Annotated in this window: 13 protein-coding genes and 1 pseudogene; 5 read left to right on the plus strand and 9 right to left on the minus strand. The window is 41.3% G+C overall.

Annotated features, from left to right (window positions below):
- Position 1 precedes the first annotated feature (1 nt).
- Positions 2 to 148, minus strand: coding sequence for a hypothetical protein (locus IPM95_05875; GenBank protein MBK9328842.1), 147 nt, complete (start codon positions 146 to 148; stop codon positions 2 to 4).
- A gap of 96 nt (positions 149 to 244) precedes the next feature.
- Positions 245 to 1588 (minus strand): DNA repair protein RadA, encoded by a 1344-nt coding sequence (gene radA / locus IPM95_05880; GenBank protein ID MBK9328843.1) that lies wholly within the window; start codon positions 1586 to 1588, stop codon positions 245 to 247.
- Between the two features lie 150 nt (positions 1589 to 1738).
- Between radA and IPM95_05885 the strand changes: the two genes are divergently transcribed.
- The gene (locus tag IPM95_05885) at positions 1739 to 2707 is read left to right on the plus strand and encodes an OmpA family protein (GenBank protein MBK9328844.1); all 969 of its coding nucleotides are present in this window, start codon (positions 1739 to 1741) and stop codon (positions 2705 to 2707) included.
- Positions 2708 to 2846: 139 nt separating this feature from the next.
- Positions 2847 to 3683 (plus strand): twin-arginine translocase subunit TatC, encoded by an 837-nt coding sequence (tatC, locus tag IPM95_05890; protein MBK9328845.1) that lies wholly within the window; start codon positions 2847 to 2849, stop codon positions 3681 to 3683.
- Between the two features lie 17 nt (positions 3684 to 3700).
- On the opposite strand, the gene IPM95_05895 is transcribed toward tatC, so the two are convergent.
- Positions 3701 to 4396: a lysoplasmalogenase gene (locus IPM95_05895; protein ID MBK9328846.1), complete on the minus strand. Its 696-nt coding sequence runs from the start codon at positions 4394 to 4396 to the stop codon at positions 3701 to 3703.
- 68 nt (positions 4397 to 4464) lie between these two features.
- Here IPM95_05895 and proC point away from each other — a divergent pair, with 68 nt between their 5' ends.
- Positions 4465 to 5268, plus strand: coding sequence for a pyrroline-5-carboxylate reductase (gene proC / locus IPM95_05900; GenBank protein ID MBK9328847.1), 804 nt, complete (start codon positions 4465 to 4467; stop codon positions 5266 to 5268).
- A gap of 165 nt (positions 5269 to 5433) precedes the next feature.
- On the plus strand, positions 5434 to 6684 hold the full coding sequence (locus IPM95_05905; GenBank protein ID MBK9328848.1) for a NupC/NupG family nucleoside CNT transporter: 1251 nt from the start codon (positions 5434 to 5436) through the stop codon (positions 6682 to 6684).
- On the opposite strand, the gene IPM95_05910 is transcribed toward IPM95_05905, so the two are convergent.
- Complete coding sequence (locus tag IPM95_05910) at positions 6662 to 8209, minus strand: hypothetical protein (protein MBK9328849.1); 1548 nt, start codon at positions 8207 to 8209, stop codon at positions 6662 to 6664. The genes IPM95_05905 and IPM95_05910 overlap by 23 nt on opposite strands.
- 141 nt (positions 8210 to 8350) lie before the next feature.
- Between IPM95_05910 and IPM95_05915 the strand changes: the two are divergent.
- Positions 8351 to 10139, plus strand: a pseudogene (locus IPM95_05915) (excinuclease ABC subunit C).
- Between the two features lie 35 nt (positions 10140 to 10174).
- On the opposite strand, the gene gldN reads toward IPM95_05915, so the two are convergent.
- The 5 genes from gldN to IPM95_05940 form a co-directional block, all read right to left on the minus strand.
- Entirely contained in the window at positions 10175 to 11152 is a 978-nt protein-coding gene (gene gldN / locus IPM95_05920; GenBank protein ID MBK9328850.1) for a gliding motility protein GldN, read from the minus strand.
- Between the two features lie 12 nt (positions 11153 to 11164).
- A complete protein-coding gene (gene gldM, locus IPM95_05925; protein ID MBK9328851.1) occupies positions 11165 to 12700 on the minus strand; it encodes a gliding motility protein GldM in 1536 nt (511 codons plus the stop codon).
- 48 nt (positions 12701 to 12748) lie between these two features.
- Positions 12749 to 13543: a gliding motility protein GldL gene (gene gldL, locus IPM95_05930; GenBank protein MBK9328852.1), complete on the minus strand. Its 795-nt coding sequence runs from the start codon at positions 13541 to 13543 to the stop codon at positions 12749 to 12751.
- 67 nt (positions 13544 to 13610) lie between these two features.
- Positions 13611 to 14900, minus strand: coding sequence for an SUMF1/EgtB/PvdO family nonheme iron enzyme (locus IPM95_05935; GenBank protein MBK9328853.1), 1290 nt, complete (start codon positions 14898 to 14900; stop codon positions 13611 to 13613).
- A gap of 103 nt (positions 14901 to 15003) precedes the next feature.
- On the minus strand, positions 15004 to 15984 hold the full coding sequence (locus IPM95_05940) for a PorP/SprF family type IX secretion system membrane protein (protein MBK9328854.1): 981 nt from the start codon (positions 15982 to 15984) through the stop codon (positions 15004 to 15006).
- Positions 15985 to 15995: the final 11 nt, after the last annotated feature.

A 15995-nucleotide genomic window follows, 5' to 3' on the forward strand; every position in this document is an offset into this window, starting at 1 on the left:
TTCAAACTTCGTAAACGGCAATTCCAGACGGCAGTGCAGACAAAGATGCCGTTCCCCTTTTTACCAGCGGCAACTCACAGCCGCCGCAGATACGCGGATAAAACAAGCGGTAAAAATCCAGCGGGTATTCAGCTATTTTGGAAAACATGAAGTTAAGATAGATAATATTTGTGATATAGTATATTTAAGCTGACAGCTGTAATATATCCAAAACCTTAATCATTCCGATTTCAAAAGCCATTTATCAAAATAACTTCTTATAAAACTCCGCCACCGTTTTTATCAGCTGGACTTCCGCTGCATCGCTGTTCACTTTCTGGTTGTATTTGGAAATGAAGATTTTCTCATAGCCCAGTTTAGAAGCTTCAGCCACTCGCTGTTCCACCTTATTCACGGCACGTATCTCGCCGCTCAGTCCCACTTCACCGGAGAAGGAAAATTTATTACTGACCGCCACATCTTCATACGAAGACAACAGGGCTGCCACCACCGCCAAATCCACCGCGGGGTCTTCCACCCGCAATCCGCCGGCAATATTCAGGAATACATCTTTCGCGCCAAACCGAAACCCGCAGCGTTTGTCCAGCACCGCCAGTATCATGTTCAGCCGGCGTAAATCGTATCCGGTGGCGCTGCGCTGCGGGGTACCGTACACCGCGGGACTAACCAGCGCCTGCACTTCCACCAGCAAGGCTCGCATACCTTCCATCGTTACGGCAATCGCCACGCCGCTCACCTGTTCGTCGCGTTGTGTAATCAGCAGCTCCGAAGGATTCGTCACGGCACGCATGCCGTCGCTGCGCATTTCATAGATGCCCAATTCCGCAGTAGAACCAAAACGGTTTTTTTGCGTACGCAGAATGCGGTAATTGTAATTCCTGTCACCTTCAAACTGCAGTACGCAGTCCACCATGTGTTCCAGCAGTTTTGGACCGGCTATCGTGCCTTCCTTTGTAATATGCCCGACAATAAATACCGGAAGATTATGTCGTTTCGCATACTGCTGAACCACATGCGTCGCTTCGCGAATCTGTGAAACGCTTCCGGCGGCGGATTCTATGATGGAAGTCTCCAGCGTCTGTATGGAATCTATGACCAGCAGGTGCGGCTGCACCTGTTCTATCTGCTGAACAATCGACTCAACGGATGTTTCCGTATAAACAAATACATCCTTATTGATATGTTTGATTCTGTCGGCACGCATCTTCAGCTGCTGTTCACTTTCTTCGCCCGAAACGTATAATGTTTTCAATCCTTTGGTCTGCAATACTACCTGCAGCAGCAGGGTAGATTTTCCGATTCCTGGTTCACCGCCGATTAAAATCAATGACCCCGGCACAATGCCGCCGCCCAGCACACGGTTCAGTTCTGGATCGGAAGTGATGATACGCTGCCTATTTTCCGAAGAAATCTCTTCCAGCAACTGCGGCTTTGTTCTGGGTGCATTCACCACTGCAGCGCTTTTGGATTTCGGCTCTACCAATTCCTCCACAAAGCTATTCCAGGCTCCGCAGTTTCCGCATTTACCCATCCATTTGGGTGAGTTGGTACCGCAATTCTGACAGATATAAATCGTTTTGGCTTTCATCCGTATGCTTATTGTTTTAATGGCAGCTGTTGGCAGATCCACCTATCTTTTTGAATCAAAAACCGTCAGGTATCCGATTTTTCGACATTTGTGTAAAGATAGAATGGAAATTGGGAATTATAAAATGGATATTTGTAATAATAACCTTATATGCGGAAATACATTTTTTCTTTTTTAAGCATCGTACTGCTCACCCATTGTGTTACACAAAAAGAATACAACCGCGTATTAGACCAATACCTGAACGGGGAAATCAGGAACAAGGCGCTGCATGACCGTTACGACTCCCTGAACAATGCACTGACCACTCAAAATGCGGATTTAGCCGCTAAGATAAGCCGCCTGCAAGCAGACTCTTCCGAATTATCCTCCTTGATAGAATCGATGAAAGTTGAAATGGATGAGCAGAATACCCGTTATGCAAAAGCACAGGAAGAATACCTGAAAAAACTGAAAGACGCCGGAGATAAAAACCAGAAGACCAACGCCGACTTACTGCAGATGCAGGTGGATCTGGAAAAACAGCGACTGGCGCTGGTACAAAAAGAATCGGACTTAAAGAAAGCCAATGCGGACTTATTGGCACGCGAAGCAAAGATTGCCGAGCTGAACAAACTGCTGACTGAACAAAAAACAAAAACCGACGCATTGCGCGATGCCATCAAAAAAGCATTAACGGATTTTTCTGCCGGCGAGCTGAGTGTGTACACCAAAGACGGCAAAGTCTATGTTTCCATGTCGGACAAATTATTATTTAAATCCGGTTCCACCACCGTGGAAAGCAAGGGGGTGGATGCCCTGGGAAAATTATCGGACGTCATCAAAAAGAATCCCGATATTCAGGTCAATATTGAAGGTCATACGGATAACGTGCCGTATATTTCCTCCGGTGGGCTTATCAAAGACAACTGGGATTTAAGTCTGATGCGCTCCAGCAGCGTACTGCACATTCTGACCGAAAAATATAAAGTCAGTCCTGCACAAATCATCGGTTCCGGCAGAGGCGAAAACCATCCGGTAGCAGCCAACAGCACTCCGGAAGGCAAAGCAAAAAACCGCCGTACTGAAATCGTCCTGACACCAAAAATTGACCGCCTGCTGAATCTGCTCGGAGAGTAGTGTGCGACATCTGGCAAAATTCAAAACCATCCGGCAGTTCACTACTGAAACACCTTCCCCATTTCCATAATGGCTGGTGCCCGATTCCTGAATAAATTAATATTTCGGTGACGTTTAATGCGTTATTTTTGCAGGGTATATGGGTAAAATAAACGAATCGAACGACAAGAAAGAAATGGGGTTTTTTGACCACATCGAAGCCCTTCGCTGGAATATCATGCGCTCTGCTGTGGTGATTGTCTTGTTTTCCATTATTGCGTTTACCCAAAAGAAATTCATCTTTGACGATTTGCTGTTTGGTCCAACACAAGCCAATTTTCCCACCAACCGCCTGTTTTGCTGGCTGGAAGCCAACTATTCTTTTTTTACCGGTTTATGTATTCAGGATGCTCATTTTACCTTTATCAATACGGACATTGCCGGACAGTTCATGCTGCATCTGCAAATGGCGATGTATGTAGGGGCCATTGCCGCCTTTCCCTATGTTTTCTGGGAAATCTGGCGATTTGTAAGACCGGCGCTGCATGAGCGGGAAATCCGCAACACAAGGGGTATAGTATTCGTCACATCCTTTTTGTTTACGATTGGATGTTTGTTCGGTTACTTCGTCATTGCTCCGTTCTCCATTAATTTTTTAATCCAGTATCAGGCTACTACTATAGTTCAGAATATGATTGATATAAACAGTTATATCGGGATACTGATTACATTGACCATACCTACCGGTATATTATTTGAATTGCCAATGCTGGTATTTCTATTAACCAAACTAGGCATACTTACACCGGATTTCATGCGAAAAGGCAGGAAAATATCCTATGTGGCTATTCTAACCATTGTTGCCGTGATCACCCCACAGGGTGATATCACAAGTCTGCTGCTCATCTCCACCCCTGTTTTTGTATTATATGAATTAAGTATCGGAATTTCCACCCGTGTGTACAAACAGATTGTACGCGATGAAATGGATGGATAAAGCTGATTTCAAAAAAATCAGGATTGTTGCCGTGTTAAAATCTGCTTCAATACACCGCTGATAATCAGAAATTGCGCCATGATGTAAGTAGACATGATGACCGCCCTTGCAGATGCAAAGGGTTTATAGAACAAATTAATGGCAATGCAGGAATCAGAAAAAACAAAAAAGAGTGCGCCGATGAATACCCATGTAAATGAAACAGGGGTTACCATATTTTTCCGGTTAAATGCCGCAATCAGCATCGAAATAATCACAATCGTGTAGACAGTTACGGGAAGTTTCATCGGACTGAGAGTTGGATACAATAATATTAAGAGCGAAATACCCAACAATAGAAACGGAATTATCAGGTAAGGTCTTTCTATAATGACGGTCACTTTGGGTTTACCTTTAATTTCCCTGAAGAAATATACGATGTAGTTAATATGTGCTATTAAGAAGGAGACCAGGCCGCAGACAAATAATACCTTGGCGTTTGCGGGTTCATATTCGCTTCTGGGGAACATCAGGAATATGTCTCCCCACCAGGAAAAGAACAAGGCAATATAGATAAACCGGTATTCTTTTATTCTTTTAGTTTCCGTAAAAAAATAAATCGCCAGTAATGGCATCATCAGCGCTTTGGAAACATACATCAGCGTTCTGAATTCCTGATGCTCGGCAAAGATGGTCAGTGCGCCATTGATAAAATAGAGAATTAAGTAAATCATATCATTAAAAATACAAAAAAACAGGCATTTGCAACTCACTACTAATGACTAAATTGTATTTTTACAACATGAACGTACTTATCATAGGCGGCGGCAACATGGGCAGAAGTTTTGCCGAAAGTTTTCTGAACGCCAAAATACTCACACACAGACAACTGACGGTAATAGAAAAAGACCATGCGCAGACGTTGGAACTCAACCGGATGAAATTAGGGCAGGTATATAATGATTTCGGTGATTTCATTATCGAAAAGGATTTAATCATACTGGCAGTAAAACCGCAGGATGCCTATTCAGTTTATCCGAAATTGAAACCGTATATCCGGGAAAATCACATCGTGCTGACCATTATGGCTGGTGTACGGCTGCAGGAAGTAGAACAGCAATTAGGCACGAACAAAGTAATACGTTCGATGCCAAACTTACCGTGTCAGATCGGTTTGGGTGTTACGGGTTTTATGGTATCCGAAACCATTCCTCAGAGTGATATAGATTTTGTCCGGAAATTATTAGAAACAACCGGCATTTCCATTCAGCTGTATGATGAAGATAAACTGAATGCCGTAACGGCAGTTTCAGGTTCCGGCCCTGCTTACATATTCTACTTTATGGATGCCATGATACAACAAACCATGGAATACGGTTTCTCCTTAACGGAGGCATCCAAGATAGTGGAACAGACCTTCTTGGGCGCTGTGGAATTATACAAAGTCAATGATTTATCCTGCAAGGAATGGATAGATAAGGTTTCCTCCAAAGGCGGCACCACGGAAGCGGCCTTAAAACATTACAATACAACCGAAGTCAGCAGAAATATACAGAAAGGGATGGATGAAGCATTGCTACGTTCCAGAGAATTGAGCAAGAACTGAGTTATTCAATAACATTTTAATTTAACCTCTTTCTAAACTTTACATTCTCCTTTACCATGCTTCACATAAGTTATACACAGAACCATTTCAGTGCCTGTTAACTATTAACGGTTCATTAGGAGAAAGAAAAATTAAAGTATATATTTGTTAAAACACACCGGCATTATGGAAAGATTTCACGGTCTAATCGGCATAGTAGTTATATTGGGTATTGCCTTCTTATTTTCAAACAACAAAAAAAGAATCAACTACAGATTAGTTGTGAGCGGATTGCTTCTGCAAACCATCATAGCCGTTGCTATTCTGAAAGTAACGCCTGTCAAGAATTTCTTTCAGTGGCTCGGAAATATCATGACCCATATTGAAGCCTTTGCACATGAGGGTGCAGGTTTTGTTTATGGCGGATTAATGACGGACAATCATGCCGGTGGGGCCATAGCTTATAACCAACCGGGAGTATTCGTGTTTGGATTCAGCGTACTGGCGACCATCATTCTGGTATGTGTATTGGTGGCCATATTCTATCATTTTGGTATCATGCAACGCATCGTATCCTTTATAGCTAAGGCGATGAACTTCGTCATGCGTGTCTCCGGTGCGGAAGCGCTCAGCAATGTCGCCAGCGCTTTTGTCGGACAGGTGGAAGCGCAGGTAATGATCCGACCCTATTTATCTACCATGACAAAGAGTGAATTACTGGCGAGTATGTCAGGCAGCCTGGCCTGCATTGCAGGTGGTATTTTGGTTATTTATGTAAGTTTTGGTGCCAAGGCGGAATATTTGCTGGCTGCCAGTATCATGGCGGCTCCGGGTGCACTCGTGATATCTAAAATTGTGTTCCCGGAAACGGAAGAAAGCCAAACCATGGGTAACGTAAAGCTGGAAGTCAAAACCCCTTACAAGAATATGATTGATGCCATCAGCCATGGTGCCAGCGACGGTATGAAAATCTCTGTAAATGTTATTGCTATGCTGATCGGATTTATAGCCCTGATTGCTATGGTCAATTACCTGTTAGGAAAAATAGGTGCTGTCACCCATTTGCCGTTTGTGCTGTCTTTAGACTGGATCTTTGGTAAATTATTTTACCCGATTGCCTGGTGTATGGGTGTACCAAATCAGGATGTGAATACGGTGGCAACCCTGATGGGTCAAAAACTTTCCATCAATGAGTTTGTGGCATTTTTCAACATGACTAAGAACGGATTAGCTCCTGTCACTGATAAAGGCCTGCTGATTGCCAGCATAGCCATCTGCGGATTTGCCAATTTCAGTTCAGTAGGCATGCAAATCGGCGGCATAGGTGAGCTGGCTCCGGAACGCAGAGGCGATTTAGCGAAACTGGGTATGAAAGCGCTCCTGTGCGGTACACTTGCTTCCTATCTGTCCGCTACTATTGCAGGTATCTTGATGTAGGCACCAAGGTATCCACTACCCTCCATTTATCACCTTCACATAGCAGCAAATAGGTAGTGTCATGCGGCAATCTCTTAATGGTAAGATTATAAGCTGTATTCCACTCATCAAAATCAACGGAAAAACTTTCTGTTGAATAATCCATTGCGCCGTGCCCTTTATAATAATACCATTTTCCATTCTTAATACATTTAACATAATAGACAGAGTCGTTAAATTTTTCGACACTGGTTTCATTTTTGTTACTGAAGACATTTACCATTGCTATAATATCCAATGACTTCATATAATCTTCTTTGTGCATCACACTCAACCCTTCAGGCAATCCATTTCTTAACATATATGCACCACCAAAATTATCAGGGAGGTTAAGAATATATGATTTCTGGTTAGCGCGCAACGGATAATTCTTGATAAGATTTACAGCAATCTCTCCTGACTGATGCCACAGATTTACAGCACCATTCAGCAACCATAAGGAAACAAGAATTTGAGCAATAACAAAACCAATAAACAAAGGCCTGTCTAATAGTTTATACATAACCAATACTAAAAATGGGTAGAAAAAAACGGATGCCACGTATCCATACCGGTCGCTTTGGATTTCAAAAGTGAAGCTTTGATCCAGGTTCAACACCGGCACCAGCATCATTACATACATCAGGAAAAACAAGATGATGGATATACCAAATTCAGATCTATAATATTTTTTCCTGTAGGCAAACCAGGCCAAAATGAGCACCGTCAGCGGAACCATTACCTTGACAGTATTGATGATCACCGGTAAATGATACCAATTTTTAAATACAGCAGGAAGGTGTCTGTAAAAAAACAAAAACTTCCAGGTGTAATTCAAAAGACATTCATACATGGACATGGGATTGAATACCGCATGCGTACTAGCACCGTAATGCGCTATCCATATACCATATGTCAGTTTTGTCATTACAAAATAGCCTGCAATAAACAGGATATTTATCAACAAGAATTTATATGAGAATTCTTTCAGATTAACACATATATCGTTCTTAACTGTAAAAGACCAGGCAAATAATCCAAACAGAACCGGAAACAGGAATGCCTGTTCAAAACAGGAAAGACTGCAGGCAAAGAACAAATGATACCATACTATATGAATGGACTTTTTTGTTTCAAGGTAGTTTATCAAGGCAATTATTCCTGCTAAAAGAAAAGTAACGATTAACAGATAATGCAGGGTCCCGCCCCAGGCAACCACTTCTGTCTGAAAAGGTGAAATGAGAAATAAAAATGCCGCCAGAAAAGACAACTTACGATTAGCAACGGACAGCAGCTTTCCGAGAATGATAAAAATCAACCAGGCATTCAAACTATGCAAGGCAGAAAATACAATATGCCATCCCATCCAGTTTAAGCCGAATAATTTATAGTTCATATAATATATCAGGGAGGGCACGTGCCACAGGAATATCATGTTATAGGAGGTAAAAAATCCTTTCCAACCTGACTGTTGAATCTGATTCAGATAAAAAAGGGTATCATTCACAAATTTAGCCTGCTGTGAAGGATAGTAACAAACAAATACTATCAAAAAGAAAAGCAGCCATAAAAGCAGTCTGTTTTTTATAGGTGACCATAAACACAAACATACTTAATTTTATACTAATTTGTACCTTTACTGCAGTGCATGTCAGAACAACCATCTTTGGAAGCAATCATTAAAAACCTACCGAAAAATCCGGGTGTTTACCGCTATTATGACAAGGAAGGGAAATTGCTCTATATCGGCAAGGCAAAAAATCTGAAAAACAGGGTAAGTTCATATTTTGTCCACAAAGATCATTCCTATCGTATCCAGCTCATGGTTCGAAAAATCCACACGGTTGAATATTCTATCGTCCCGACTGAAAAGGATGCCTTATTACTGGAAAATGCTTTGATAAAAGAATTTCAACCCAGATACAACATCCTGTTAAAAGACGACAAGTCATTTCCATACATTAAAATCGTCAATGAGCCGTTTCCACGCATTTTTTTCACGCGAAAATATGAAAACGACGGCGCCGAATATTTCGGACCCTATACGTCCATCCATCATGTCCGTTCCATCTTAGAGCTGATAAAAAAACTATATCCGATACGCAGCTGTTCGCTGCCGCTGAGTGAAAAAAACATTACAGCGCAGAAATTCAAGGTTTGTCTGGAATACCACATTGGTAATTGCCTGGCCCCTTGTGTGGGATTTCAAAGTAAAGAAATGTACGACAACAACATAGAACAGATAAGAAAGATAGTAAAAGGGCGGCTACAGGAATTACGCGCCGTTTTAAAGAATCAGATGCAGGAATATGCGGAAAATCTGGAATTTGAAAAGGCAGAAATCATAAAGATAAAACTACAGTCCCTCAAGGAATATATATGCGATGCCACTGTCGTTAATCCGGGATTGGGAAACTTCCACATATTTGGTTATGCAGAAGATGAGAAGAAAGCGTTCATTAATTATCTCTTTGTGTTTGAGGGTACAGTGATAAAAACAAAAGCGATTTCCCTTCAGAGAAACCTGGAGGAAACCAAAGAGGAGTTGCTGCAGTTTGCCATTATTGACACCATAGGGCAACCGCCAGAAAAGGCAGAGGTGCTGGTTCCTTTTAATACAGAAATAATAAACGATTCTATTCACCTGTCCGTTCCGAAAATAGGAGATAAAAAACATCTGGTTGAACTGGCACAGCGCAATGCACTCTTCCAAAAACAGAAAGGAAAAGAGAAACAAAAGGCTGATCCTGTAAGTCGTATCCTTTCATTAATGAAACAGGAATTGAAATTGAAGGAATTGCCTAAACATATTGAATGTTTCGACAACTCCAACTTTCAGGGCACCGATGCAGTCGCGGCCTGTGTAGTATTTAAGAATGCCAAACCCAGCAAAAAAGATTACCGCCGTTTCAATGTAAAGACAGTTATCGGCGCCAATGATTTTGATACCATGAAAGAGATCGTTTTCCGTCGATATCACAGAATGATACTGGAACAGGAACCGCTTCCGAATTTGATTGTGATTGACGGAGGAAAAGGACAGTTAAATGCTGCTATGGAAAGTATCCTGAATTTAAAACTGGAAGACAAGGTACAGGTCATATCCATTGCCAAACGCCTGGAGGAAATATATTATCCCAATGACCCGTTTCCATTGCACATCAATAAAAAATCTGGAACGCTAAAAGTCATTCAGCATATCCGTAATGAAGCCCACAGATTTGGTATCACTTTTCACAGAAACAAAAGGGATAAGAATACGTTAAAAACAGAACTGCATTCAATTAAAGGTATTGGAAAAAAATAGCAGATAGGCTATTACAGGAATTAGGTTCGGTCAAGTCAATCCAACACACCTCCTTGAATGAATTAGAAAAATCATAGGAAAGGCAAAAGCAAATCTGGTATACGGTTTCTATAAAACAAAAAACGGATAGCTGATGCCATCCGTTTTTTTATAATCGATTGAATATTAATATTCCCATAGGTCGTGTTCGAAGTTAAACAACTCTTGTTTTTTAGCCTCAGATTCATACAAGATATCGATACCAGATTTGTAATCCTTGATACGAAAATCCTGTACATTGTCAACCTTATAGATATAGCTGCCGAATATACGTTCAGCAAAAACCTGATCCCAGTTCAAACGAACACCATTCGGGAACGGGTTATAAGCTTCTGAGTTTACAAGTGTTTGGCGTAAACTAGGAAAATATATCCAAAACACAGGCACTTCTCCACGGAAATCACCGGTAGTAGGATCGTAGTTATCATATAATGGACAAATACCCATGATACGAACCTGCATTCTGGAAGTTTGTTTGTTGAAGAACCAAACTTCCTTTACACGCAGTTTATTTACATTATTCCAGTTAACCTCTTTTGTGACCACCTGTAAGGTTTGAATACCGGTACCCGGGTCAGTTACATAGATAGAGTCAACTCCACCACCTGCAACATTTAATGCTTCTTTCGGATCTATCGGAGCTGTGAAATCATCATCCATACCGCTGTATACCTGACATTTTCCACCCTGAATAGCATCTAACATTAACTGAATGAACGGAGATTTAGGCCATTTGAAATGCAAATTAATTTTCTCTCTGAGATCAATCACCCTCCAAATATTTTTCCACCAGAAAACATCCGCCTCACGGATAGGTTCATAACCCATAGCCAATCGCTTACCTGTAATTTCCTGAACCCAGGGTAATTTCTGTACTTCTGTCTTTTCAACCAAAGAAGACGTGGCGGCAGCCGGAGGCAGAGCATTCGGGTCTGTAGTGGTAGAAGCTGCCGGTGCAGTTGTCTCGGCAGCCGGCGTCTCCGTTGAAGCCGGCGTTACAACTGAAGCAGAATCCGTAGGAGCAGAACCCTGAGCATTACCATTCGTAACTGCCAAGAGTAGCAGCGAGCCGAAAAGTAAACTATTTTTTAATTGCATTTTCATATCTATAGACTATTAATCAATTTTAAAGGCGATTCCCGGAATTTTACGGGATAATCCATCCGGTCCTTTCACTTTAATTTCTTCAATGTAGAAAATATCCCCCGGTTTAGCTTTAGAAACAAATGCCTGCATGGCAGCACTGAAATAAGGTCCGTTTGCAGATGCAATACCTGGATCCTGTAATTTCGGCTGATAGAACATATTAAAGCTCAGCACCTCAAACTTAGCATCAAAGTCGAAGTTTTCCAAATCCGCAATAACCCCTTTTTGAGCTTTCCATACTGCCGCATTAATTCGGCCGCCCGGCATACCGGAAACTTTAGCAATCGGATTCGGAATTAATTTTATGCGGAATGGAAATGCACCATAGCTTTTGCCATTCGCACTAACATTGACATTTGTTTTACCTTGTGTTGTAACACGCACCGTATAATTTCCTCCGCTTCCTGAGATGTTTCCATTATCCATCGTTACGTTTAACTTACTGGCAGAAACACCTGCAGCAGAAATTTGCACCGGATTGTCAACACCGATATAGAATACATTCATTTTTGTCGGAGATACGGTTGCAAACGGAGCTGCAACAGTATATTTAAACGGAGGTAACGGATAACTGGTTACCGCATTTGTTTTAGGATTCTTCAGAGAGATGTTTCCTTTTAACTCATATTCACCCACACCAGGGGAAGATTTGTAATGGGCAATGCCTTTATCATCCGGACGAAGCCCCTGACCATTCACACTAACGGAGACGTTATCATTTTTAGAACTTGTAGCCGCTAAAAATACATTAGCTTCAAATGTCTCCCCTTGAAGGATATAAGCAGAAGGAGAGGTAATCTGTGCAGAGAATGCGTTAAATACGATTTCATCCGGTTTTAACTCTTCTGAACTTCCAATCTTGGAAAAGAAGTAACCTACCAGCAATCCTTCTGTTGATTTAACGTCTGATAATACTTTCGTTAACATCGTTAATGATGCAATCGGAGGCATTTGATAGAAGTTATCTCTGGCCCAGTCAGCTCCTGGTTTTTGTGGTTTGGTCGATAAAGGTAATTTATTGGAAACGGTTTCTATATCGGCCGTATCTATCAGTGTATTATAGGCAGCCTGAAACTCCTCAATTTTCTTTTTAAGTTCGTAGCCTTTTTTATTATCTTCAATAAAATAGCGACTGGAAGCATCCAGATCATCCTGACGTTTCATCAGCGTACCTTCTTCTCCGGGTCCGCCCGCTTCTTTAATAATACCTTCCTGAAGACCCTTGATATAATCCTGAAGGCTTCTGGATGCCGCCATTACTTTATCGGCTCTTTCCTGGTATTTGGGTATTTCCATATTACCAGGTTCTTTTAATCTCTTAGCACCAAAGGCAGTATAACTCACTTTGGTATTTATATCTAACAATCCGTTTGAACTTTCAAGACTGTTATTGATGGTTCGGAATGCATTCAGGATCTCAGCAGAGACGTTTAATGCAAGAAGTGCGGTTAACACCAAATACATTAAGTTAATCATCTGCTGCCTGTTTTCCTTTGGAATTGACATATTTTACAATTTACTTAGGTTAACAATTAATTACAGCTGATGATTTAATTATGATTTCATTGCTGAAAGCATATTTCCGTAAACATGGTTTAATTTTTCTAAATTACCTGCCAATCCGCTCATTTGTGATTTATACTTCTCGGTATCGGATAATGAACCTTCCAAATTAGTGATAGCTGTCGTTAAATTGCCGATGAATTTGTTCATCGCTTTTAAGTGTGTATTCGTATCCTGTAATTCCATTTCATACACAGCATTTAATGCTGCCAGATTCTTAGTGGCACTTTGCACCTGTGCATGGTATTGTCCTGCATCTCCGGACGCTGCTGCCAATTTGCTCATACCTTCTGCCGCGCTGGCGAAAGAATCTTTAACGCCGGTTAAGGAAGCTGCTGCTGATTTAGCAGATTGTGCAAAATCATTGGATGCAACCGTCGCATCTGCAAGGTTACCTAATTTACTTACATTATCCGCGAAATGCCTAAGGTTATCGCCGAAGCGGGTGACCAGATTTTGGTCTACTTTAGCTGCATCCAGCATTTTATCCATAGAAGCTGAAATAGATTTTCCTCCTGCCGCACCCGGTGTCGGTCCGCCGGATCCTTCGTAATCATCCAATCCAGGGTAATATTTTTCCCAATAATAGTCAGGTTCTGGCGGTGAAAACGCTGATACTGCAAATATTATTGCTTCTGTTATCAAACCTACAGTTAATGCCGTATTAGCAAAAGACAAGTGTAAGATTTTTGCCCAGGCACCTAAAATTACTATCGATGCTCCGATACCAAAAAGGAAATTTTTTCCGTTTTTAAAAAGTTTAGATCTTAAGAATGGTGTTGCCATAAAACTTTGATTTAGTTGGTTAGTTATTAATGATTAAACGTTTAGTATAATAAGAATAGTATTATGATTAATTTCCAAAATCATTCATCGCTCTTCCCATGAAAGGCAATAAGCATCTGAAACCAATATAGGATTTTGCCGAGTCCTGATATTCATATGATTTAGTACCGCATTGCAGGAAATATGCAATGTCTTTCCATGAACCTCCTCTGATAACCTTACGTTTCATTACATTAGGTTCATCTTCTTTTGCATCATACCTGAAGTCAGGTTGTTTGTCGTGGATAAATGCCACCGCATCATCCTCATAAGCGGTTGAAGTCCATTCAGCTATATTTCCGGCCATATTATATAAGCCGTAATCATTCGGCCAGTAAGACTTGGCATTGACGGTGTAAAAACCACCGTCTTCCGGATAGTTACCTCTTCCCGGTTTAAAGTTGGCCAACAAACAACCTTTTGTGTTGCGGATGTAAGGTCCACCCCATGGGTATGGGGATAAGTTTCTTCCGCCACGTGCAGCGTATTCCCACTCATATTCTGTCGGTAAACGGAACTGGTCAAGCGGCGCTTCTTTCTTAGAAAGTCTGAAATTATTCCACATGATTGTTCTCCAGGCACAAAAAGCATTGCACTGATCCCAGGTAACACCTACCACCGGATAATCGTCATAAGCTGGGTGAGTGAAATAGGTACGTGTCATCGGCTCATTGTAGGAATAAGAGAAATCCCTGATCCATACCATTTCATCCGGATAGATGCTTATTTTCTTTTTCTCCATGAACTGGCTTCTTGGTTTGTTCATGTTTTCACGCTGCGCTGCTTCTTTCCATTTGAACCAGGTGTATTCATACATCAATTTGCGGGGATCCACTTCTTTAACGCCGTTGATTCTATCTGCATCAGAATAGAACATCGGTTCTAACTGAGATCCTTCTTCCGTAACACTGCTGCCTGTTTGCCAGTCCATATCGATAGGCATATCCCAATTAATGGCCTGTTTCCCGTTTTCTCCTTCTTTCAGGTGGTCACCACCCAACATCTGGTGTGCTATGGAGTCACGAACGTACTCAACAAACTGACGGTATTCATTATTGGTTATTTCCGTTTCATCCATGTAAAAACCTACAATGGACATTTGCATCATTTTTGTATTAAATGCATAATTGACATCCTGATCGGATGGGCCTGCGTGAAAAACTCCTGATGGAACATAAATCATACCATACGGTAAAAGATTATTATCCCATTTGGGACGGTCCTGAGCACCAATCAACTGCCCGTCCGTACCACTACTTTTACAACTAGCTAATAGCACTGCTATGACCGCAATTAGCGAAAATCTAAATTTATTCATCTTAGTTGTTTACGTTTTATTCCTTGAAAATGTAAAATTAATAAAAAAAAATCTTTACTTGTATATCTAAATAGGCTTTAAGTACCTTTTTTTAATATTCTTTTTACAAAAACCGGGGATTATTGATCATTTTCGGGTTTTTGTAGAGTTTTTTGTTAGGCAACAGATAGTTCAGTGTTATTTCATGTGAACCGCTGTTAACTTTATTAAGTTTATTCAACGAAACATCGTAGCTGTAAATTACACTTAAATTCTTTACCGGACTCACGCTCAGTAACGGAGATAACGACTCAAAAGCTTTTTTATTGTATCCTCTGACGTTAATTCCCAACATGGCATATTCTTTGTATCCGGCCAAAAAGCTGATATCTGTCTGGAATTCTTTAAAATCCGTCATTAAAGAAATGGAAGGTTTTATGCTGAAATCTTTCCCGACTTTAATTTTGCTGCCGGCATATACCTGAAAAACACCGCCATATTGGGGACGCAGGGTTCCTGCATCGCCTTTAAATTTATCTTTGGCATTGATCAGGTTACTGTAAACGATTCCCACTTCAATATACCTGCTTACCAGAGAGATTCCAACGGCCAAATCCGGCCGGATACTTCTCTGTACCTGATTGGAAAGTAGGTCATCATTCAAACTGGAGCCGGTTCCCTGAGGCGTAATTAATTTCGTTCCGTCTAATTTCGAAAAGGTAACCCCGGCACTGATTGCTATGCCAATGCTAAGTTTATTACGTACAGACTGGATAAAAGCATATCCGACTCTGAAAGAAGTATTGGTAAACGCGCCCAGCATATCGTTCGAAACCACTAATCCGACACCGCCATGCGCCTGCGAAAGGCGGGCATCCACAGCAACATGAACGGTCTTCGGCTGTCCTTCCAGTTTGGCCCATTGATGACGGTAATTCGCGGTAAAATTTATCCCGTCTTTACTTCCGTAGAAGGCAGGATTGGTCATTTGCGGATTAAACATGTAATGAGATGTTGCCGGCTGAATTTGTGCATAGGTGGTAATCATGCCACACATGATACTGCATAACATTAATAATCTTTCTATCGCACAACGGACTGGCATATTGTAAAAGT

The organism is Sphingobacteriales bacterium (assembly GCA_016719635.1).
Classification (GTDB): domain Bacteria; phylum Bacteroidota; class Bacteroidia; order Chitinophagales; family JADIYW01; genus JADJSS01.

What these genes read in the sequence shown, in the direction of transcription:
- tatC (MBK9328845.1), top strand. Translation starts at nt 2,847, where the DNA reads ATGGGTAAAATAAACGAATCGAACGACAAGAAAGAAATGGGGTTTTTT.
- gldM (MBK9328851.1), bottom strand. Translation starts at nt 12,700, where the DNA reads ATGTCAATTCCAAAGGAAAACAGGCAGCAGATGATTAACTTAATGTAT.
- gldL (MBK9328852.1), bottom strand. Translation starts at nt 13,543, where the DNA reads ATGGCAACACCATTCTTAAGATCTAAACTTTTTAAAAACGGAAAAAAT.
- radA (MBK9328843.1), bottom strand. Translation starts at nt 1,588, where the DNA reads ATGAAAGCCAAAACGATTTATATCTGTCAGAATTGCGGTACCAACTCA.
- IPM95_05940 (MBK9328854.1), bottom strand. Translation starts at nt 15,984, where the DNA reads ATGCCAGTCCGTTGTGCGATAGAAAGATTATTAATGTTATGCAGTATC.
- IPM95_05885 (MBK9328844.1), top strand. Translation starts at nt 1,739, where the DNA reads ATGCGGAAATACATTTTTTCTTTTTTAAGCATCGTACTGCTCACCCAT.
- proC (MBK9328847.1), top strand. Translation starts at nt 4,465, where the DNA reads ATGAACGTACTTATCATAGGCGGCGGCAACATGGGCAGAAGTTTTGCC.
- IPM95_05875 (MBK9328842.1), bottom strand. Translation starts at nt 148, where the DNA reads ATGTTTTCCAAAATAGCTGAATACCCGCTGGATTTTTACCGCTTGTTT.
- IPM95_05905 (MBK9328848.1), top strand. Translation starts at nt 5,434, where the DNA reads ATGGAAAGATTTCACGGTCTAATCGGCATAGTAGTTATATTGGGTATT.
- IPM95_05895 (MBK9328846.1), bottom strand. Translation starts at nt 4,396, where the DNA reads ATGATTTACTTAATTCTCTATTTTATCAATGGCGCACTGACCATCTTT.
- IPM95_05935 (MBK9328853.1), bottom strand. Translation starts at nt 14,900, where the DNA reads ATGAATAAATTTAGATTTTCGCTAATTGCGGTCATAGCAGTGCTATTA.
- gldN (MBK9328850.1), bottom strand. Translation starts at nt 11,152, where the DNA reads ATGAAAATGCAATTAAAAAATAGTTTACTTTTCGGCTCGCTGCTACTC.